We start from the raw sequence: 19,908 nt of genomic DNA on the forward strand, positions 1-19,908 counted from the left end.
AGACGGACGAAGGGGACCGAACCCCCCTCGGTTGCCAGATCTTGGTAGGTTGCCTCCTTGTCTTCCCGCAGTTTCCGGATCATCCGGAAAACGGTGCAGAACAAGGAGCATGTCTGTGAAGCGTTCCCTCCTCCCCCTCGGCGGCGCCGCGCTCGTCCTCGGCCTGCTGGCCGGTGGTACGGCCGGCACCGCCCAGGCAGCCCCCGACTGGGCCACCGACTCCATGGCGACCAACAGCGCCTCGGCCGTTTCGGTCATCAACTTCTGGGCCGCCTCGAACTTCGCCGCCCTCAAGAGGGCCACGGCCTACAACCCCGATCCCGGCGGTGTGAAGATGAAGGCCGGCGGCGGCTTCTCCGCCGACGGGCGGCCCGGCAGCGTCGGCCCGACCGGCTCGGAGAGGCCGGCCCAGACCACCGTCAAGAACGTCAACCTGCCCCGCACGGTCGGCAAGGTGTTCTTCGTCGTCAACGGCCAGTACCGCTGGTGCACGGCCACCTCGATCCAGTCGAAGTACCGCAACCTCGTCGCCACCGCCGGTCACTGCGTCTACGACCCGGAGACCAACAGCGACACGATGGACAAGTGGGTCTTCGTCCCGGGTTACTACCAGGGCAAGGTGCCGTGGGGCATCTACGTCGGCAAGACCGCCTACACCCACTACGACTTCGCCAACTACGAGGACTACGACAAGGACTACGCCTTCGTCACCGTCTTCAACGGCGTGGCCTTCGACGGCATCAAGCAGGTCAGCCGGAGCGACTTCCAGAAGTTCACCGGCCCCAAGTGGGGCGGTGGCGGCCGCTACTACATCCTGCGGTCCAAGGATGTCGGCGCGCTGGGCGACAACGTCGGCGGCCAGGGCGTCACCTGGAACCAGCCGACCGGCAAGCCCGTCTACGCCTTCGGCTACCCCGCGGCCCCGCACCCCGACGGTGACAAGCCCTTCAGCGGCGTGACGCCCAAGTACGTCTACGGCAAGCCGTCCGGCAAGGTCTACGTCTCCCCCGAGCACAAGGTCGAGGAGCACATGGGCCTCAAGGGCACCTTCACCCCGGGCGCCGACGGCGGCCCGTGGCTGACGCAGTACAGCAGCGGCCGGCGTCTCGGCTACGTCAACGGCGTCACCAGCCTCTTCGGCGACCAGGACAAGAACGACCGCTACGACCTGATCACCTCGCCGTACTTCGACGGCGAGACGGCCGACATCTACCGCCAGGCCGCCTCCGTGTGGTCCGGCAAGATCGTCGGCCCGAACGGCGAGCTGTACCGGTAGGCCGTCCGTCCCTCGGAGCCCCTGGCGGGCGCTGAGGACCCTTCTCCACCCCATACGACGGGGCCCGGCAGAGATCTCTCTGCCGGGCCCCGTCGGCGTTTCCGGGGATCGCGTGACGGGTTTCCCGGGTTCCGAGCGGATTCCTGGGATTTGCACGGCGGCGTCCGGGAGGCGCGAAACCGAGCCGCCGAGCGCCGAAAACGGACTCTGAGCGAGGCTGGGGACGAACCGGACGGGCCCGAAAGGCGCACTCCCGGAGGTTGGAGACCCCACGGAGGCGGGGATCGGGCGCGTTAGACGTGGTTCGGCCAGATTCGGTGCCATCGGTTCCATGTGATCTGCGTCACATTGATCCGATCACTGATCGCGACCGGACGCTCACCCCACTTAGGGCGCACCCGTTACGAGATCATGACTATCTGCGGAAACGACTCCGACAAACCCCAACCGTCACAACGGTTTCATCACACGCCGAAGGTAACGGAACGGTCTCGGCCCCGCCTATGCCCTTCTTACCCACCAAAGCGGCTTCCGATTCACAAGATCCGCCCTGTATGTTTCTGGCTATCCCTTTACTGACGCATGGGACGCAAGAAGCGTTCCACATCAGACCAAGGAGTTTCCCTTGAAGCGCATCCTCCTCCCCGCCGGTGGCGTCGTCCTCGCCTCCGGTCTGCTGGCCGCCGGCCTGGCCGGCACCGCCAACGCCGCTCCCGACTGGGCCTCCGACACGATGGCCAAGGACGCTCCCTCCGCGCAGGAGGTGGCGAACTTCTGGCTCGCGAAGAACGGCGAGTCCAACAACCTCGCCAAGGCGACCGCCTACAACGTCGAGACCAAGGCCACCACCCAGCTGAAGGCCGGCGGCGGCTACACCGCCGACGGCAAGCCGGGCCTCGCCGCCCCCATCGGCGAGGAGAAGAAGACCGCGGCCAAGGTCAAGAACATCAACCTGCCGAAGACCATCGGCAAGGTGTTCTTCGAGGCCCCCGACGGCAGCCTGAAGTGGTGCTCCGCCACCTCGGTCCAGTCGAAGTACCACAACCTCGTCGCCACCGCCGGCCACTGCGTCTACGACGACAAGGCCAACGGCAGCGTCATGGGCAAGTGGGTCTTCGTCCCGGCTTACTACCAGGGCAAGGCTCCCTACGGCGTCTACGTCGGTAAGACCGCCTTCACCCACTACGACTACTCCGTGTTCAACGACCGCGACCGCGACTACGCGTTCGTGACCGTGTACAACGGTGTCCAGATCGGTGGCGGCACGGCCAAGGAAGTCTCCAAGGCCGAGTACGAGAAGTACAACGGCGCCAAGAACACCAAGGTCGAGGAGATCACCTACGACCAGTTCAAGGCTTGCCTGACCAACCTCACGGGTGACTGCTGGGCGGACGACAAGACCGCCGACAACCCTGCCGACAAGGTCGGCCCGGACTACCCCGGCGCCGTTCTTGAGCGCAAGGAAGTCTCCAAGGGCGAGTACGAGCGGGCCGGCATCGGTCGCGGCAACGGCAACAAGCTGGGCGACCCGGTCGTCGAGAACGTGACCCGGACCGAGTTCCTCAAGTACGAGGGCCCGGGCGAGAAGGCCAAGGACAGCAACGGCAACTTCACCATCACCCACTACTTCGTCCAGAAGTGGGTGAAGCCGGCCACCTCGAAGAAGTACTACAAGACCACGTACTTCATCATCGACGGCTTCATCAAGGACGCCGGCAAGCTCGGTGACAACGTCGGTGGCCAGGGTGTGGCCTGGAACCAGAAGACCGGCCAGGCTGTGTGGGTCTTCGGCTACCCGGCGCTCCCGCACCCCGACGGCAACAAGGCCTACACCGGTGTCACGCCGAAGTGGTGCTACGGCAAGACCTCCGGCAAGGTGTACGTCTCCGCCGCCGAGAAGGTCGAGGAGCACATTGGCCTGAAGTGCGCGATGACCGAGGGCGCCGACGGTGCTCCGTGGCTCATCAAGTACAGCAACGCCAAGCGTCTCGGCTACGTCAACGGCGTGACCAGCCTGTTCGGCGACCAGGACAAGAACGGCCGCTTCGACCTGAGCACCTCGCCGTACTTCGACGGTGAGACCGCGACGGTCTACAACCAGGCCGCCGCCGTGTGGTCCGGCTCGATCGTCAAGTAGTTCTGACGGTCACCTGAGCTAGGGGGTCCAAACCTCAAGCTCACCTGCTCCACCTGAGGGGCCCGGCTCTTGCCGGGCCCCTCAGTCTTTTTCAGACGGCCGCGCTCCCGGCCCGCTCCCCCAGTTCCTTCACCGCGGCCTCCCCCGCGAACGGCGCGAACCTCCGCCGCAGGTCGTCCGCGTACGACCGGCTGCGGGCCGACTGGAGGTCGCGTGACAGCTCCAGCGCCTCCCCCGCCGCCGAGCACGCCTGCTCCAGGTCGCCGCTGCGCAGCCACCCCGCCGCGAGCAGGGACAGGTTGAACATCCGCCCCCGCACGTAGCGCCCGTCCATGTCGAGCGACCGCGTGGCGTGCCGTACGGTGGCCGGGCCGTCGCCCAGGTCGCGGAAGCAGTGGGCGAACTTGGCCGCGAGGTACGCCTCGTCGAAGTAGGAGATCCAGCCGGGCTCGTCGCCGCCCCGGCGCCGGTCGAAGGCCAGCTCGGCCTCGTGCAGCGACGCGGCGCACGCCGTACGGTCGCCCTTGACGGCGTGCGCGTGCGCCTCCATCACGTGCGCCTCGGCGAGCAGGGTGAAGATCCCGGCGCGGCGGGCCGAGAGCTGGGCGGCCCGCGCGAGGTCGAGGGCGTGCGCCGGCTGCCCGACGTACACCGCCTGGTGGCTCATCCCGGCGAGGATCTCCCCGCCGAGGCCGTGGTCGCCGGCCTCCCTGGCCAGCCGGAGCGCCTGGATGAGGTAGCGCTGGGCCAGGCCGTGCCGCTCCAGGTCGTAGGCCATCCACCCGGCCAGCCGGGTCAGCTCGGCCGCGGCGGACGCCAGGGCCCGGCCGGTGGCCTCGCCGTAGGAGCCGTCCGACAGCAGCGGGGCGACCGCGGTGTCGAGGTACTTCACGACGGCGGGGCGGATCCGGCCGCCGCCGAACCTGTTGTCCAGCTCGCCGAAGGAGCGGGTCACCTCCCGGATGGCCGCGATGTCGGCCGTGCCCACCCGTCGGTGGCCGCCCGCGACGGGGGCGGACTCCTGCGGGAGGGTCAGCCAGCGCAGCGCGCCGGTCGAGCCCGCCCCGACCGCGAAGGCCGAGTCGAGCAGGAACCTGCGTCTCTCCACGTCTCCGTGCCACAGTTCCGTCACGGTCGTGATCGCCTCCTGCCAGGTATGGGGGAACTCCTGCCCGGGGGCGTCGGCCCCGCGGGACGGCCTCGGGCGGATGAGTCCCGCCTCGGCCATGAGCCGCCGAAGTGAGTGGTCGGGCCGGTGTGTCATCGTGTCTCTCCTCACCGTGGGCACCGCGTGCGCGCCGCGGGGGCGTAGCGGGGGCACGACGCGGGTGCCGGACGAGCACGGCGTGGGCACCGCGCGGGTGCCGGGAGGGATTCGCACCCCGTGCCGGACTCCGCCCCTCCCTGACGCACTTGCCGGAACGATGACGGAGCGCTCCGTTTATAGCACGTTCAGTTACCGTCTTTTGAAGATTCCCTGGAACACCAGGTGTGACGGTGCAACGCGAGACGCCCCCCGCCGGTCAGGCGGAGGGCGTCGTGGAGGGCGTCGTGGGCGCTGAGGATCCCAGGTGAGGATTTCCGGGCGAGGGTCCCCGGCGAGAACGGCCCGAGGCGGGTCCCGGCGGCCCGCCGGGACCCGCCTCGGGCGCTCTACCGGCGGGCGACCCCGTCGAGCCGGGCCTGCGCGGCGACCGCGGCGGTGACCGCGGGGGCGACGCGCTCGTCGAACGGGCTGGGGATGACGTAGTCGGCCGCGAGGTCGTCGCCGACCACCCCGGCCAGTGCCTCGGCCGCGGCGACCTTCATGTTCTCGGTGATGGCGGTGGCGCGGACGTCGATCGCCCCGCGGAAGACGCCGGGGAAGGCCAGCACGTTGTTGATCTGGTTGGGGAAGTCGGAGCGGCCGGTCGCCACCACCCGGGCGTACCTGGCGGCGATCTCCGGGTAGATCTCGGGCGTCGGGTTGGAAAGCGCGAAGACGATCGAGCCTGGCGCCATGGAGGCGACGGCCTCCTCGGAGACGGTCGAGCCGGACAGGCCCACGAACACGTCGGCGCCGGCCAGGGCGTCCTCGGTGGAGCCGCGCAGGCCCGCGCGGTTGGTGTCGCGGGCCAGGGCCTCCTTGGCCGGGTTCAGCCGGTCGCGCCCGTCGTGGATCAGGCCGGCGGAGTCGGCCACCGCGAGGTCGCCGATGCCGGCGTCGAGCAGCATGCGGCTGACCGCGATGCCGGAGGCGCCGGCGCCGGCGACGACGGCCCGCAGCTCGCCCAGGGAGCGGCCGGTGAGCCGGGCGGCGTTGCGCAGCGCGGCGAGCACGACGATGGCGGTGCCGTGCTGGTCGTCGTGGAAGACGGGGATGTCGAGCAGCTCGCGCAGCCGGGCCTCGACCTCGAAGCAGCGGGGCGCGCTGATGTCCTCCAGGTTGACGCCGCCGAAGGAGGGCGCCAGCCGCGCGACGGTCTGGACCAGCGCGTCGACGTCGGTGCAGTCGAGGCAGATCGGCACCGCGTCGACCCCGGCGAACTGCTTGAACAGCAGGGCCTTGCCCTCCATGACGGGCATCGCGGCGGCCGGGCCGATGTCGCCGAGGCCGAGCACGGCGGTGCCGTCGGAGACGACGGCGACGACGTTGGGCACCCAGGTGTAGTCGTCGGCGAGCTCGGGCCGCTCGGCGATCGCGCTGCAGACCCGGGCAACGCCGGGGGTGTAGGCGAGCGCCAGGTCGGCGGCGTCGCGGACCGGGACGGTGGAGCGGACCTCCAGCTTGCCGCCGCGGTGCAGGGCGAACGCCGGGTCGAGATCGAGGCGGTCGGAGGGTTCGACGGAGACTGAGGACGGCGTGACGGCCAAAGCGACCCCTGTGGTTCAGTCGGACGGAAGGACTTGTTCCTGCGTGGACGGCGCGGGAAGCCCGGCCCGGCTTCGGTTGCAGCCCGGGGCCTGCTTGCCGGAAACGGTCGTCCGGAGGGTTCGGGGGTCACCCGTCGCTCGATTCTGCCACATGACCGGGCCACGAATGGTGACAGATAGCGCTTAGTTTGTTTCGGATGGTGGCGGCCGTGACAGCGTGTAATACTCGAACCCCTGCACATCGCTTACAGCAAAGACGGACCACCGGTGGATCTGACCTCCTACGCCGAGCTGGCTGTGCTGCTCATCAACAGCCCCGACCGACTGACCGGGATGGACGGGCTGCGGTCCATCCTCGAAGAGGGCAACCGCTACCGCCCCGGTTGCCGCATCATGCGAAGTGACCTCGACGCCCTGCGCGACCTGCGTGAGGAGCTCGTGGCCGTGTTCGAGACCGCCGCGCTCGGCGACGAGCAGGCGGTGGTCGACCGGCTCAACTCGCTGCTCATCCAGCATCCCGTCCAGCCGCAGATCTCCGGCCACGACGGCGAGCGCTGGCACCTGCACCTCACCGAGGGCGGGCGGATGGCCGACCAGTACGCCGTGGGCGCGGTGATGGGGCTGGCCACCATCGTCACCGATCTCGGGGTGGACCGGTTGGGCCTGTGCCAGGCCGCGCCGTGCCGCCGCGCCTACCTCGACACCTCCTCCAACCGCTCGCGCCGCTACTGCTCGGAGCGGTGCGCCAGCCGGGCCAACGTGGCGGCCTACCGGGCGCGCAAGAAGGTCAGCGGCCAGTAGCGCAGCACCACCCTGCCGACCAGCGACGCGGGCGGCAGGGCTCCGAAGTCCCAGCTGTCGCGGCGGCCGGTGGCGCGCTGGTTGTCGCTCTCCAGCCACCACCGCCCGTCGGCTTCCCGCCAGGCGGCCCGTTTGACGATCAGCCGCTCCGGGTCGGACGGCAGCCGGGCGACGACGAGGTCGCCCTCCCGTACGGCGGCGCCCCGCCGTACCCAGAGCCAGTCTCCCGGGCGCAGGGCGGGCAGCATCGAGTCGCCCTCGACACGCACTCTCATCCGTCTCCTCCCCCTGCCACGGCGGGAATTCCAAGGCGAGTAAGGTCTGTTGTGGACCATGCTGAACCCAGCATCAAGGAAGGATTTTCCGATGCTTGCACGACTTCTGCGACCCAAGCACGTGGCGTCGGCGCACTGCGACCTGCCGTGCGGTGTCTACGACCCGGCCCAGGCTCGCATCGAGGCCGAGTCGGTCAAGGCGATCATGGAGAAGTACGCCGCGAACGACGACCCGGTCTTCCGTACCCGCGCGCTCATCATCAAGGAGCAGCGGGCCGAGCTCGTCAAGCACCACCTGTGGGTCCTGTGGACCGACTACTTCAAGCCGCCGCACCTGGAGACCTACCCGCAGCTTCACCAGCTGTTCTGGGAGGCCACCAAGCTGGCCGGCGCGGCCGGCGGCAAGGGCACGGTCGACCCGGCGCAGGCCGACGAGCTGCTCGGCAAGATCGACGAGATCTCCAAGATCTTCTGGGCGACCAAGGCCGCCTGAGCGGGTCTCCGCTGATCGGACCCCAGGCCCCGTGCGACGCGTGTTCGCACGGGGCCTGACCTGTTGGGATGTCCCATTCAGGTGTCTTAGGGTGTTCTTGAGGTGCTAATTCGCCCCGATCGCGAGTCCAAACGGACCGCTCACCCCGGCGGGGCTGTAGGTTGCAGTCAGCGACTCTGCGAGGAGGAACGTGACCGAACACACCGAGACACCTGCGGTCGGCATGGGCGGGATTCGTGACGTGGTGAGCGTCCGGTTGCCGGCGGCGAGTGCCTATCTGTCCGTGCTGCGTACGGCCACCGCCGGGCTGGCCGCACGGCTGGACTTCACGCTGGACGAGATCGAGGATCTGCGGATCGCGGTCGACGAGGCGTGCGCGATGCTGCTGGGCGAGGCCGTGCCGGGCACGGACCTGACCGCCGAGTTCGAGCTCACCGGTCAGGTGATGCAGGTCCGGGTCGAGGTCAGCACGGTCGGCGGTTCCACGCCGAAACGCGATGACTTCGCCTGGATGGTGCTCACCGCCCTGACCGACGACGTCGATGCCGTAACCGACTCCCCCGACCGCATGGCGATCGTGCTACGCAAGCGCCGAGGCGCGGCGAGGCCGGCGTGACGGAAAGGACTCGTGCCATGGCCGCCAGCGATCACGCGGTACCCGACCGGGTACGCGCGCGCCTGCTCTTCGCGGAACTGGCGGAGTTGACCCCCGACGACTCGCGGCGCCAGCGTATCCGCGACGAGCTCGTGGAGCTCCACCTTCCCCTGGTGGAGTACCTCGCCCGCCGGTTCCGCAACCGGGGCGAATGGCTCGACGACCTGACCCAGGTCGCCACCATCGGCCTGATCAAGTCGATCGACCGTTTCGACCTCGACCGGGGGGTGGAGTTCTCCACCTACGCCACCCCGACGATCGTGGGCGAGATCAAGCGGCACTTCCGCGACAAGGGCTGGGCGGTGCGCGTGCCGCGGCGGCTGCAGGAGCTGAAGCTGTCGCTGACCAAGGCGATAAGCGAGCTGTCGCAGCGGGAGGGCCGCGCGCCCACGGTGAGCGAGCTCGCGGCCTACCTGAAGATGTCGGAGGAGGAGGTGCTCGAGGGGCTGGAGTCGGCCAACGCCTACTCCACGGTCTCGCTCGACGCCCCCGACTCCGGTGACGACGACGCGCCCGCGGTGGCCGACTCGCTCGGCATCGTCGACGACTCCCTGGAGGGCGTCGAGTACCGCGAGTCGCTCAAGCCGCTGCTCGAACGGCTGCCGCCGCGCGAGAAGCGGATCCTGCTGCTGCGGTTCTTCGGCAACATGACCCAGTCGCAGATCGCCACCGAGCTCGGCATCTCCCAGATGCACGTCTCGCGGCTGCTGGCCAGGACCCTGGCGCAGCTCCGCGAGGGCCTGACCGCCGAGGACTAGGACCGGACCGGCAGGGGGGATCAGTCCGGCCGCTCGTCCCCGTAGAGGGCGTGGGTCGTCGGCGGGGACAGCAGCGTGACCAGTCCGGCCAGGGTCGCGGCGATGAGCGGGACGCCCATCGCGCCCTGGCCGGACTGGATCAGCGTGATCGCGACGATCGCGGTGAAGATCTGCGCCACCACCCCGGGGCCGCGTGCCCACCGCTGCGCCTGCAGCAGGCCCCACGCCACCCACAGCAGGGCCGCGCCGACGGCGATCCCGAACCCGGCGACGAAGAGGGAGCTGATCGGGTCGGACGGCTTGCCGATCACCGTCTCGACGCCGACGTAGCCGCCGAGGAGCAGGGCGAGGATTCCTTCGAGCGCCAGGACGACGGCGGCGACGGTGAGGGTGACGGGGCGGTTGGACACGCCCCAACCCTATCGCCGGGCCGTTCCGGTCCCCCTTCCCCCGGCATAACCCCCGTATCGACCGATACGCTGGCGTTATGCGCGCCCTCCTCCTGGTGAATCCAAAAGCGACGACGACCAATCAGCGGACGCGCGATGTGATCATCAGGGCTCTCGGCGCGAGCGTGGACCTGACCGTCGAGGAGACCGGTTACCGCGGCCACGCCGCCCTGCTCTCCCGCAAGGCCCGCGAGTCGGGGTACGACGCGGTGGCCGTCCTGGGCGGCGACGGAACGATCAACGAGGCGGTGAACGGCCTGCTGGACGACGCCGGCGATTCCCCGGAGCCGCGGGACCCCCGTACCTCGGCCGACCGGCCGGCGCTGCTGGTGATCCCCGGCGGGAGCGCCAACGTCTTCGCGCGGGCGCTCGGCCTGCCCAACAGCCCGGTCGAGGCGGCCGGCGCGGTGCTGGAGGCGCTGCGCGAGGGGCGGCGGCGGACCGTCGGCCTCGGGCGGGCCTCCTGGAACGGCGAGAGCCGCCACTTCACCTTCTGCGGCGGCATGGGGTACGACGCCGAGGTGATCCGGGCGGTCGAGGGGCTGCGCGGCACGGGATACCGGGCCACCCCGGCGCGCTACGTGAACACCGCGCTGCGGCACTACCTGTCGACCGACCGGCGGCGGCCCGCCATGTCGCTGGAGGGCCCCGAGGTGCCGTCCGCCGAGGGCATCTTCCTGGCGATCGTCTCCAACACCTCGCCCTGGAGCTACGTCGGGTCCCGGCCGGTCTGCCCGACCCCGTGGGCGAGCTTCGAAACCGGCCTCGACATGCTGGGGCTGCGCCGGCTGGGCCTGCCGACGATGCTCGACCTGGTGCCGCAGATCCTCGGCCGCCGCGAGACCCTGCCCATCGGCCGCCACCTGGTGCAGCTCCACGACGAGGGCGAGTTCACGCTCACCGCGGAGCGGCCGGTGGCCTTCCAGCTCGACGGCGACTACCTGGGTGAGACGGAGCGGGTGACCTTCCGTTCCATCCCGGACGCGTTACAAGTTCTGGTCTAGTCAGTTACATAGCGTCATTGTGTGATGCATCCGACATGCACGGACGGCAAAACATTCGGGCAAACCTCTTGCGTGCACTGAGCGTGGCTGACAATCTCAACAGTGACGTCGGAACGTAGGACCTTTGAGCGGACACCTCGCTCCCAGGCCACCGGCGATCAAGCGGACACGCCTCGAACCGAACAGGGTTCGGGTCATCGTTCGCCATGGTTAGTGAAACTCTTCACAAAGTGAGCCGACGGAGCCTGCGGCAAGGGCTCCTCTTACGAAGGAGTGGACGCATGGACTGGCGCCACCGCGCTGCCTGCCGTGACGTGGACCCCGAGCTGTTCTTCCCCATCGGCAACACGGGCCCCGCTCTCATGCAGATCGAAGAGGCCAAGCAGGTGTGCAACACCTGCTCGGTGAGCGAGGCCTGCCTGAAGTGGGCCCTTTCGTCCGGCCAGGACGCCGGCGTCTGGGGCGGCCTGAGCGAGGACGAGCGCCGCGCCCTCAAGCGCCGCACCGCCCGCGCCCGCGTCCGCAGCGGCGCCTGACCGCCACCCGCCGACCGGCGCCCCACCCCGCCCGGGAACCCCGGGATCCGGGCGCCTGACCTCCCGCGAACCGGGCCCGCCCGGCCCCGCGGCAGGAACGCCCGAACGACCCGCTCAGGCCGCGGGCAGGGGGATGTCGAGGGTCACCTCCGTCCCCCCGCCCGGCCTGGGACCGATCGCCAGCCGACCGGCCAGCTCCCCGACCACCAGCGTGCGGACGATCTGCAGACCCAGGCTGGTGGTCGACTCCGGGTCGAACCCCTCGGGCAGCCCGCGGCCGTCGTCCGAGACGACCACCCGCAGCCGTTCGTCCCCCCGCGACACGATCACCTGCAGCCGGCCCGGCCGGTTCGCGAACCCGTGCTGGACGGCGTTCTGCAGCAGCTCGGTGAGGACCATCGCCAGCGGCGTGGCCACCTCCGAGGGCAGCACCCCGAACGTCCCGACCCGGCGCGGCGTCACCTTCGCCTCCGGGGCGGCCACCTCCCCCGTCATCGCGATCACGCGGTCGGCGATGTCGTCGAAGTCGACCTGCTCCTCGGGCGTGTGGGACAGCGTCTCGTGCACGATCGCGATCGACCCGACCCGGCGCACCGCCTCCTCCAGCGCCTCCCGGCCCTCCGGCACCCGCAGCCGCCTGGCCTGGAGCCGCAGCAGCGCGGCGACCGTCTGCAGGTTGTTCTTCACCCGGTGGTGGATCTCCCGGATCGTGGCGTCCTTGGTCATCAGCTCCCGCTCGCGCCGCCGCAGCTCGGTGACGTCGCGGATGAGCACCAGCGCGCCGATCCTGCCGCCGCCGACGACCAGCGGGATCGCCCGGAGCTGCACGACCGTGCCGCCCGACTCGACCTCGGTCTCGCGGGGCTCGCGGCCGCTGGCCACGATCATCAGGTTCTCGTTGATCGGCTCGTCGGAGTAGCACAGCGCGGCGGTCGTCCGGCCCAGCTCGGCCCCGACCAGGTCGGCGTTGAGGCCCAGCCGCCGGTAGGCCGACAGCGCGTTCGGCGAGGCGTAGGTGACCCGGCCGGCGCGGTCGAGCCGGAGCAGCCCGTCGCCCACCCGGGGCGAGCGCACCAGGATGGGCTCGGCCCCGGAGAACGGGAACCGCCCCTCGGCCACCATCTGGGCCAGGTCGGAGGCGCTCTGCAGGTAGGTCAGCTCCAGCCGGGACGGGGTGCGCGCCGACGACAGGTTCGTCGAGCGCTGGATCACGCCCAGGAAGTGGTCGGCCCGCCGTACCGGGATGGTCTCCTCCCGGACCGGGACGCCGCTCGACCAGTCGGGGTCGCCCTCCCGGCAGATCCGCCGCTCGTCCCACGCCGTGTCGATGAGCGGGCGCTCGCCCTTGCTCACCGTCACCCCGACGATGTCGTCGTGGTAGACGGTGGGCCCCGTGGTGGGGCGCATCTGGGCGATCGCGATCCACCCGGAGGCGTCCCGCAGCGGGATCCACAGGATGAGGTCCGCGAACGACAGGTCGGCCAGGAGCTGCCAGTCGGAGACCAGCGAGTGCATCCACTCGATGTCCGCTTCGTTGAGCGCGGTGTGGCGAACCGCCAGGTCGCTTAGAGTCGGCACTCGTGCATCATGCGTTCTTTGCCGGTCCGAATGCGAATCGGGCGGGTCCGGCTGGAAGGATTTCCCCATGGAGCAGAGTCCCCGGCACGTCCCGGACCCGCTCGCACGGTTCCGCTCGGCGGCGGCGGACCGCGAGGCGGCCGGGCTGAGGCGGGCCCTGCGCCCCCGCACCCCGGACGACGACGGCATGATCGACCTGGCCTCCAACGACTATCTCGGCCTGGCCAGGGACGCCCGCCTCGCCGAGGCCGCCGCGGCGGCCGTCCGCGCCTGGGGCACCGGCTCCACCGGCTCCCGCCTGGTCACCGGCTCCACCGCGCTGCACGCCGAACTGGAGGCCGATCTGTGCGCCTTCACCGGCTCCCCCGCCGCGCTGGTGTTCTCCTCCGGCTATCTCGCCAACCTCGCCGCGGTCGCGGCCCTGGGCCGGGACGCGCTGGTGGTCTCCGACGCCGGCAACCACGCCTCCATCGTCGACGCCTGCCGGCTGTCGCGTTCGCGCGTGGTCGTCACCCCGCACGGCGACGTCGGGGCGGTGGAGAAGGCCCTCGCGGGGCGGGCGGAGGAGCACGCGGTCGTGGTCACCGACGCGCTCTTCTCCGTCGACGGCGATCTCGCCCCCCTCGCGGAGCTCCACGAGGTCACCGTACGGCACGGCGCGCTGCTCGTCGTCGACGAGGCCCACTCGCTCGGCGTGCTGGGCCCCGGCGGCCGGGGCGCGGTGTACGAGGCGGGTCTGGCCGGTGAACGCGGTGTTGTGAAAACGATCACACTCTCCAAGTCCCTGGGCTCCCAGGGAGGGGCCGTGCTCGGGGCTCCCGAGGTGATCCAGACCCTGCTCGACACGGGTCGCCCGTTCATCTTCGACACCGGCCTGGCGCCCGCCTGCGTTGCGGCTGCACTCGCCGCTCTGGATATCCTTCGGAACCAGCCCGAACTGCCCGGACGCGTGCGAGCCAGGGCGAGGGAGCTGGCCTCGACGGCCCGCGAACTCGGCCTGGAGACGAACGACCCGGCGGGTGCGGTCGTCCCGATCGTGCTCGGCCATCCCGAGACGGCGCTTCGGGCCGCCCTCATCTTCGCGGAGCACGGAGTGCGCGCCGGATGCTTCCGGCCGCCCTCGGTGCCGGTCGGCCGCTCTTGCCTGCGGCTTACCGCGCGGGCCAATCTGACTTCCGATGAACTTGCGGTGACCGGGGACGCACTCACCGCCGTGGCCGAGATGAAGGTGACCATGTGAGTGAGCGAAGCGGACGGGTCCGGCGGGCCCGGTACTTCGGGCACGCCCGTTCCAAGCCGTCCGGTGAGGTGCTGCCGTGACGGACGAGTCCCCCCGGATCCCGAAATACTACGACGTCAAGCGCAACCTGCTCACGCTCACCAAGAGCCTGCCCGCGGGCAGTGCGCTTCCCCCCGAGCGGACGCTCGCCGTGCGCTTCGAGACCTCCCGCACCACCGTGCGCCAGGCCCTGTCGGAGCTGGTGGTCGAAGGCCGTCTGGTGCGCATCCAGGGCAAGGGGACGTTCGTCGCGCAGCCCAAGGTCGCCCAGGTCCTCCAGCTCACCTCCTACACCGGTGACCTGCGGACCGTCGGACTGGAGCCGGACACCAAGATCCTCGACATCAGCTACGTCACCGCCGACGAGCCGCTGGCCCGCCGCCTGGCGATCAACCCCGGCGGGCGGGTGCTGCGCATCCACCGGCTGCGCCTGGCCAACGGCGAGCCGATGTCGATCGACACCACCCACCTGTCGGCCCGGCGCTTCCCCAGGCTCCGGCGCGAGCTGGAGGTGCACTCCTCGCTGTACGAGACGCTGCACAACGCCTACAACGTGCGGCTGACCGACGCCGAGGAGATCATCGAGACCGTGCTGGCCACGCCGTACGACGCTCAGGTGCTGGGGGTGGACGTCGGCCTGCCGATGCTCCTGCTCACCCGGCACGCCTTCGACGCCGAGGGCGACCCGGTGGAGTGGGCGCAGTCCCTCTACCGGGGCGACCGCTACAAGTTCGTCACCCGGCTGCGCCGCCCCTGACCGCCGCCCGCGCGGGCGCCGCCCCGCCCGGTCACACCGTACGGCGGGGCGGCGGGGCCGCGCCCTGGCACTCCCGGAAACGTTCCGTGGCCGGGGCGGGGGAGGCCGGGGCCTCCTAAGGTGAGGGGGGTGAGCATTCTCGTGGTCACCGGTACCGACACCGGAGTGGGCAAGACGGTCGTCACCGCGGCCGTGGCGTCGCTCGCCAGGGAGCGGGGCTCCTCGATCGCCGTGGTGAAGCCCGCGCAGACCGGGGTGGGCGAGAACGAGCCCGGGGACCTCGACGACGTCATCCGGCTGTCCGGGGTGACGACCACGTTCGAGTTCGCCCGGTTCCCCGACCCGCTGTCCCCGGCGGCGGCCGCCCGCGTGTCGGGCCTGCCGCAGGTCTCCCTGGCCCGCGCGGCGCTGCGGATCAGGGAGCTGGCCGAGTCGCACCGGCTGGTGGTCGTCGAGGGGGCGGGCGGGCTGCTCGTCCGCTTCGACGAGGAGGGCGCCACCCTGGCCGACCTGGCCCGGGCCCTGTCCGCGCCGGTGCTCCTGGTGTGCCGGGCCTCCCTGGGCACGCTCAACCACACCGCGCTGACGCTGGAGGCGATGGCCCACCGGGGGCTCGACCTGGCCGGGGTGGTGATCGGGTCCTGGCCCGCCGAACCCGGCCTGGCCGAGCGGTGCAACGTGGCCGACCTGGAGATGCTGGCCGCCCGGCCGCTCGCGGGCGCGCTCCCGGAGGGCTCCGGCGCGCTCGACCGCGACTCCTTCGCCCGTACGGCCCGCGCGGGCCTGAGCCCGGCGCTGGGCGGCGCGTTCGACCCGGCGGTCTTCCGGAGCGGCCTGGGACGCCTGTCGTAGCGCCGGGACCGCTGCCTGTGGTGATATCCGTACCGGTATGGATCCGGCCTTAACCGGAATATTGGACAAGGTCAGCCGGATCTGGTGTCCTCATCCTCTCAGTGATCTCCGTGACGATCCAGATGAGGAGCCTCGCCGTGCGGCACCCCCTTGTCCCCTTCCGACCGGCGCCGGACGCCGCTCCCCGCGGCGGGGGCGTCTCGCGCGCCGCGCGCCTCCTGGCCGCGGCGGCCGTCGCGGGCGCGCTGGTGGCGGGCCTCGCGCTGCCGGCGGTCGGCGGCGCGGGGCTGGCCGTCATCTCGGCGTCCGACGAGCTGAACCTCGCCCCGGCGGACCTCGTCGAGCCGCCTCTCGCGGAGAAGTCGACGGTGCTGGACGCCCGGGGCAACGTGATCGCCCAGTTCTACGAGGAGTACCGCGAGGTCGTCCCGCTCGACCAGGTGGCCGACGTGATGAGGACGGCGATCGTCTCGATCGAGGACGACCGCTTCTACGAGCACGGCGCGATCGACCTCGAAGGAACGGTCCGGGCGCTGGCCAGGAACCTGTCCTCCGGCGGGGTGAGCCAGGGCGGGTCCAGCATCACCCAGCAGTACGTCAAGCAGGTGCTGCTCAACTCCGCCAAGACCGAGCAGGGCAAGGCCAAGGCCCTGGAGGCCAGCTACGCGCGCAAGCTCAACGAGCTTCGCCACGCGATGGCGGTGGAGAAGAAGTACACCAAGGACCAGATCCTGGAGAAGTACCTCAACATCGCCTACTTCGGCGCGGGAGCCAACGGCGTGCAGGCCGCGGCCAAGCGCTTCTTCGGCCGGTCCGCGGCCAGGCTGACCCTGTGGCAGGCCGCCACGCTGGCGGCGGCCGTGCAGTCGCCCAACGACACCGACCCGAGCCGGGGCGCGGCGTACCAGAAGCGGCTGCTGGAGCGGCGCGACGTGGTGCTGGACCGGATGGCGGAGCTGGGGAAGATCACCCCGGCCGAGGCCGCCGCGGCGAAGAAGCGGAAGCTCGGCTACCGCGGTACCTCGCTGCCGGGCGGCTGCGAGGCGAGCCCGTACCCCTACTTCTGCCTCTACGTGCGCAACGAGATCCTCACCGACCCCGCCTTCGGCAAGACCCCGCAGGCCCGCAGCCGGTTCCTCAACCGCGGCGGCCTGACCATCCACACGACGCTGGACCCGAAGATGCAGGCCGCCGCCGATCGGGCGATCCGGCGGCGGGTGCACGCCTCCGACAACCCGATGGCCGCCGAGGCCCTGGTGCAGCCGGGCACCGGCGCGATCAAGGCGATGGCGGCCAGCCGCCGCTACGCCTCTCCCGCGCGCCGCAACGAGATCTCCTACAACGCGGTCGCCGACATGGCGCACGGCGGCCTGACCGGATTCCAGGCCGGCTCGACGTTCAAGACCTTCACGCTGATCACCGCGCTGAAGAAGGGCATGAAGCCCGACCAGGGCCTGACGGCGGGCGCGGGCTACCGCGCGCCGGGCTACTCGGCGTTCAAGGACTGCGCGGGCGGCAACGTCGGCGACCCGACCTGGACCGTCACCAACGACGAGGGCTCGCCCGGGTTCAAGACGCTGCGCACCGGCACCTGGGCGTCGGTCAACACCTTCTTCCTGGAGCTGGAGCAGCGCGTGGGGCTGTGCGACACCGTGCGGACCGCCCAGTCGCTGGGCATCAAGCGGGCCGACGGCAAGCCGCTGCGGGAGGTCGAGACCTTCACGCTCGGGGTCAACGAGATGGACCCGGTGACGGTGGCGAGCGCCTACGCGGCGATCGGGGCGCGCGGGAAGTACTGCCGGCCGATGGCCATCACCCGGATCACCGACCGCGGCGGCAAGGACAGCGTCTGGCGGCCTCAGTGCCGGCAGGCGCTGGAACCCGAGATCGCCGACGCCACCGCCGACATCCTGTCGGGGGTGTTCACCAGGGGCACCATGCGCAACGTGGGCGGCATCGGCCGCGACGCCGCGGGCAAGACCGGCACCACCGACGCCTACGCCACCGCCTGGTTCGCCGGGTTCACCCCGGACCTCGCGGGCGCGGTGAGCATCGGCGACCCGCGCGGCTCGCAGCGGTACAAGCTCACCGGCGTCACCATCGGCGGCCGGTACTACGGCTCCGTCGTCGGCGCCGACCTCCCCGGCCCGATCTGGAAGGACACCATGCTGGCCGCGCTGAAGGGCGTCCCCGCCACGTCCTTCCACCCGATCGACCGGGCCCGGTTCAGCGGCTGCGGCGACGGCTGCGCCCCGCGCAGGCCCACCGGGGAGCGGGACGGCGACCGCGGCGGTGACCGGGGCGGAAACGGGGACGGGAACGGTCAGGTGGAGGTGCTGGGGTGAGCGAGGGCGCGCACCGCCTCCCGCGTGAGCGCCGGCGTGCCCGCCATGGAGTACCGCACGCGCGGAGCCGGCGGGGTGAACCCGCCGCCGGACCTGCGGACGACCGCCCCCGGCGGCGTTAGGCGGGACGAATCTGGGCAGGGTGAACAAGCCCTGTCCGGCTAAGTGACTGACTGGTAGGTTGCGCGTTATGGAGTCTCCAAAGCACGCGGGTGACATCGCCGTCGCCGTCTCCAAGGCATACGGCATCGAGACCATGTTCACCCTTTCCGGCGGACACGTCTTCCCGCTCTACGACGGAGCGGTCCACGAGGGACTGCCCATCGTCGACGTGAGGCACGAGCAGAGCGCGGTCTTCGCCGCCGAGGCGACCGCCCGGCTGACCCGCAGACCGGGCCTGGCCGTGCTCACCGCCGGTCCCGGTGTCACCAACGGCGTCAGCGGAGTCGCCACCGCGCACTTCAACGGCTCCCCCGTGGTCGTCATGGGCGGCCGGGCGCCGCAGTCGCGCTGGGGGGCCGGCGCGCTGCAGGAGATCGACCATCCGCCGCTGTTCGCGCCGATCACCAAGCTGGCCTTCACCGGCTCGGGCCCCGACTCCGTGGCCGAGGACGTGGAGATGGCCTTCCGCACCGCCCTCGCCCCGCACCGCGGCCCCGTCTTCCTCGACTTCCACATGGACCACCTGTTCGCCGCGGCGCCCCCGCCGGACCACGCCATCGAGACGCTGACCCCCTCGCCGCTGGAGCCCGACTCCGACGCGCTCGCCGAGGTCGCCCGGCTGCTCGCCGAGGCCGAGCGCCCGGTGCTGGTCCTGGGCTCCGACGTGTGGATGGACCGCGCCGAGGAGGTCGCCCTGGCCTTCGCCGAGGAGCTCCGCCTGCCGGTCATCCTGAACGGCCAGGGCCGCGGCATCCTGCCCGCCGGGCACGAGCTGCTGGTCACCCGGGCCCGCGGCATGGCGTTCTCCCAGGCCGACCTGGTGATCGTGGCCGGCGCCCCGCTCGACTTCCGTCTCGGCTACGGCTGGTTCGGCGGCAAGGACGGCGCCCCGCTCGCCCGGGTCGTCCACCTGGCCGACGCGCCGTCGCAGCTCGCGACGCACATGCAGCCCGCCGCGACCGCCGCGGGCGACATGTCGCTGCTCTTCTGGGGTCTCGGTACGGCCTGCGCCGACGCCGGCGTGTCCCCCAAGACCTACCAGCCGTGGCTGGCGCGGCTGGCCGAGGCCGCCGCCGCGGCCGTCGCCGGGGACGCCGAGCTGCTGGCGTCCGCCTCCGACCCGATCCACCCGATGCGGATCTACGGCGAGCTGAACAAGGTCCTCGCCGACGACGCCGTGGTCATCGGCGACGGGGGCGACTTCGTCTCCTACGCCGGCAAGTACGTCGAGCCCAGGCGGCCGGGCAACTGGCTCGACCCGGGCCCGTACGGCTGCCTGGGCACCGGCCTGGGATACTCCATCGCCGCCCGGCTGGCCCGCCCCTCCTCACAGGTGGTGCTGCTGCTCGGCGACGGCGCGGCGGGCTTCTCGCTGATGGACGTCGACACGCTCGTGCGCCACGGCCTGCCGGTGGTGATGATCTGCGGCAACAACGGCATCTGGGGCCTGGAGAAGCACCCCATGCAGATGCTGTACGGCTACGACGTGGCCGCCGAGCTGCAGCCGCAGTGCCGCTACGACCAGGTGGTCACCGCGCTCGGCGGCGGCGGCGAGCTCGTCACCGACCCGTCGGAGATCGGCCCGGCGCTGCGCCGCGCGTTCGACTCCGGCGTGCCGTACATGGTGAACATCGCCACCGACCCGTCCATCGCCTACCCGCGCAACACCACGGGCGTCTGACCCGCCGGTTCCGGGCG

18 protein-coding genes are annotated in these 19,908 nt (G+C 71.1%); 13 read left to right on the plus strand and 5 right to left on the minus strand.

The genetic code is table 11. The features are described from left to right. Positions 1-115 precede the first annotated feature (115 nt). Positions 116-1,276, plus strand: a complete 1,161-nt coding sequence (locus HDA43_RS23355; RefSeq protein WP_179825169.1) for a trypsin-like serine peptidase — start codon at positions 116-118, stop codon at positions 1,274-1,276. Positions 1,277-1,901: 625 nt separating this feature from the next. After that, the gene (locus HDA43_RS23360; RefSeq protein ID WP_179825171.1) at positions 1,902-3,413 is read left to right on the plus strand and encodes a trypsin-like serine peptidase; all 1,512 of its coding nucleotides are present in this window, start codon (positions 1,902-1,904) and stop codon (positions 3,411-3,413) included. A gap of 91 nt (positions 3,414-3,504) precedes the next feature. Here HDA43_RS23360 and HDA43_RS23365 read toward each other — a convergent pair whose 3' ends face one another. Both HDA43_RS23365 and HDA43_RS23370 read right to left on the minus strand, forming a co-directional pair. Next, positions 3,505-4,677: an NsdA family TPR-like regulatory protein gene (locus tag HDA43_RS23365; protein WP_246424493.1), complete on the minus strand. Its 1,173-nt coding sequence runs from the start codon at positions 4,675-4,677 to the stop codon at positions 3,505-3,507. 389 nt (positions 4,678-5,066) lie between these two features. Then, a complete protein-coding gene (locus tag HDA43_RS23370) occupies positions 5,067-6,266 on the minus strand; it encodes an NAD(P)-dependent malic enzyme (RefSeq protein WP_179825173.1) in 1,200 nt (399 codons plus the stop codon). A gap of 267 nt (positions 6,267-6,533) precedes the next feature. On the opposite strand from HDA43_RS23370, the gene HDA43_RS23375 reads away from it, so the two are divergent. After that, entirely contained in the window at positions 6,534-7,067 is a 534-nt protein-coding gene (locus HDA43_RS23375; RefSeq protein WP_179825175.1) for a CGNR zinc finger domain-containing protein, read from the plus strand. Here the strand turns inward: HDA43_RS23375 and HDA43_RS23380 are convergent. Beyond that, positions 7,034-7,342, minus strand: a complete 309-nt coding sequence (locus HDA43_RS23380; RefSeq protein ID WP_179825177.1) for a S24/S26 family peptidase — start codon at positions 7,340-7,342, stop codon at positions 7,034-7,036. The genes HDA43_RS23375 and HDA43_RS23380 overlap by 34 nt on opposite strands. Positions 7,343-7,433: 91 nt before the next feature. Here HDA43_RS23380 and sodN point away from each other — a divergent pair, with 91 nt between their 5' ends. The 3 genes from sodN (at position 7,434) to HDA43_RS23395 (ending at position 9,248) form a co-directional block, all read left to right on the plus strand. Further along, positions 7,434-7,835 carry a superoxide dismutase, Ni gene (sodN, locus tag HDA43_RS23385; protein ID WP_179825179.1) on the plus strand — a complete coding sequence of 134 codons (402 nt, stop codon included), beginning with the start codon at positions 7,434-7,436 and terminating at the stop codon, positions 7,833-7,835. Positions 7,836-8,025: 190 nt separating this feature from the next. Next, positions 8,026-8,451, plus strand: coding sequence for an anti-sigma factor (locus tag HDA43_RS23390; RefSeq protein WP_376770520.1), 426 nt, complete (start codon positions 8,026-8,028; stop codon positions 8,449-8,451). A gap of 17 nt (positions 8,452-8,468) precedes the next feature. Then, complete coding sequence (locus HDA43_RS23395) at positions 8,469-9,248, plus strand: RNA polymerase sigma factor SigF (RefSeq protein WP_218912380.1); 780 nt, start codon at positions 8,469-8,471, stop codon at positions 9,246-9,248. A 20-nt stretch (positions 9,249-9,268) separates the two neighbouring features. On the opposite strand, the gene HDA43_RS23400 is transcribed toward HDA43_RS23395, so the two are convergent. Beyond that, the gene (locus HDA43_RS23400) at positions 9,269-9,658 is read right to left on the minus strand and encodes a hypothetical protein (protein ID WP_179825183.1); all 390 of its coding nucleotides are present in this window, start codon (positions 9,656-9,658) and stop codon (positions 9,269-9,271) included. A 77-nt stretch (positions 9,659-9,735) separates the two neighbouring features. Here HDA43_RS23400 and HDA43_RS23405 point away from each other — a divergent pair, with 77 nt between their 5' ends. Both HDA43_RS23405 and HDA43_RS23410 read left to right on the plus strand, forming a co-directional pair. Then, positions 9,736-10,701 (plus strand): diacylglycerol/lipid kinase family protein, encoded by a 966-nt coding sequence (locus HDA43_RS23405; protein WP_179825185.1) that lies wholly within the window; start codon positions 9,736-9,738, stop codon positions 10,699-10,701. A 281-nt stretch (positions 10,702-10,982) separates the two neighbouring features. Then, positions 10,983-11,237 carry a WhiB family transcriptional regulator gene (locus HDA43_RS23410; protein ID WP_179825187.1) on the plus strand — a complete coding sequence of 85 codons (255 nt, stop codon included), beginning with the start codon at positions 10,983-10,985 and terminating at the stop codon, positions 11,235-11,237. 114 nt (positions 11,238-11,351) lie between these two features. Here HDA43_RS23410 and HDA43_RS23415 read toward each other — a convergent pair whose 3' ends face one another. Then, positions 11,352-12,815, minus strand: a complete 1,464-nt coding sequence (locus tag HDA43_RS23415; RefSeq protein ID WP_179825188.1) for a PAS domain-containing sensor histidine kinase — start codon at positions 12,813-12,815, stop codon at positions 11,352-11,354. 67 nt (positions 12,816-12,882) lie between these two features. Here HDA43_RS23415 and HDA43_RS23420 point away from each other — a divergent pair, with 67 nt between their 5' ends. From HDA43_RS23420 to HDA43_RS23440, 5 genes are all read left to right on the plus strand, one after another. Beyond that, positions 12,883-14,055 carry an 8-amino-7-oxononanoate synthase gene (locus tag HDA43_RS23420; RefSeq protein WP_179825190.1) on the plus strand — a complete coding sequence of 391 codons (1,173 nt, stop codon included), beginning with the start codon at positions 12,883-12,885 and terminating at the stop codon, positions 14,053-14,055. A 76-nt stretch (positions 14,056-14,131) separates the two neighbouring features. After that, positions 14,132-14,851: a GntR family transcriptional regulator gene (locus HDA43_RS23425; RefSeq protein ID WP_179825192.1), complete on the plus strand. Its 720-nt coding sequence runs from the start codon at positions 14,132-14,134 to the stop codon at positions 14,849-14,851. Positions 14,852-14,980: 129 nt separating this feature from the next. Next, positions 14,981-15,703, plus strand: a complete 723-nt coding sequence (bioD, locus tag HDA43_RS23430; RefSeq protein ID WP_179825194.1) for a dethiobiotin synthase — start codon at positions 14,981-14,983, stop codon at positions 15,701-15,703. A 137-nt stretch (positions 15,704-15,840) separates the two neighbouring features. Then, entirely contained in the window at positions 15,841-18,048 is a 2,208-nt protein-coding gene (locus tag HDA43_RS23435; RefSeq protein ID WP_312873501.1) for a transglycosylase domain-containing protein, read from the plus strand. A 190-nt stretch (positions 18,049-18,238) separates the two neighbouring features. Beyond that, positions 18,239-19,891 carry an acetolactate synthase gene (locus HDA43_RS23440; RefSeq protein ID WP_179825196.1) on the plus strand — a complete coding sequence of 551 codons (1,653 nt, stop codon included), beginning with the start codon at positions 18,239-18,241 and terminating at the stop codon, positions 19,889-19,891. The last annotated feature ends 17 nt before the right edge of the window (positions 19,892-19,908 follow it).

Source organism: Streptosporangium sandarakinum (genome assembly GCF_013409935.1).
GTDB lineage: Bacteria > Actinomycetota > Actinomycetes > Streptosporangiales > Streptosporangiaceae > Streptosporangium > Streptosporangium nondiastaticum.

Bases quoted from the DNA above. Each gene is read 5' to 3' on its own strand.
- HDA43_RS23365 (WP_246424493.1), bottom strand. From the start codon at position 4,677: ATGACACACCGGCCCGACCACTCACTTCGGCGGCTCATGGCCGAGGCG.
- HDA43_RS23380 (WP_179825177.1), bottom strand. From the start codon at position 7,342: ATGAGAGTGCGTGTCGAGGGCGACTCGATGCTGCCCGCCCTGCGCCCG.
- sodN (WP_179825179.1), top strand. From the start codon at position 7,434: ATGCTTGCACGACTTCTGCGACCCAAGCACGTGGCGTCGGCGCACTGC.
- HDA43_RS23395 (WP_218912380.1), top strand. From the start codon at position 8,469: ATGGCCGCCAGCGATCACGCGGTACCCGACCGGGTACGCGCGCGCCTG.
- HDA43_RS23405 (WP_179825185.1), top strand. From the start codon at position 9,736: ATGCGCGCCCTCCTCCTGGTGAATCCAAAAGCGACGACGACCAATCAG.
- HDA43_RS23410 (WP_179825187.1), top strand. From the start codon at position 10,983: ATGGACTGGCGCCACCGCGCTGCCTGCCGTGACGTGGACCCCGAGCTG.
- HDA43_RS23420 (WP_179825190.1), top strand. From the start codon at position 12,883: ATGGAGCAGAGTCCCCGGCACGTCCCGGACCCGCTCGCACGGTTCCGC.
- HDA43_RS23440 (WP_179825196.1), top strand. From the start codon at position 18,239: ATGGAGTCTCCAAAGCACGCGGGTGACATCGCCGTCGCCGTCTCCAAG.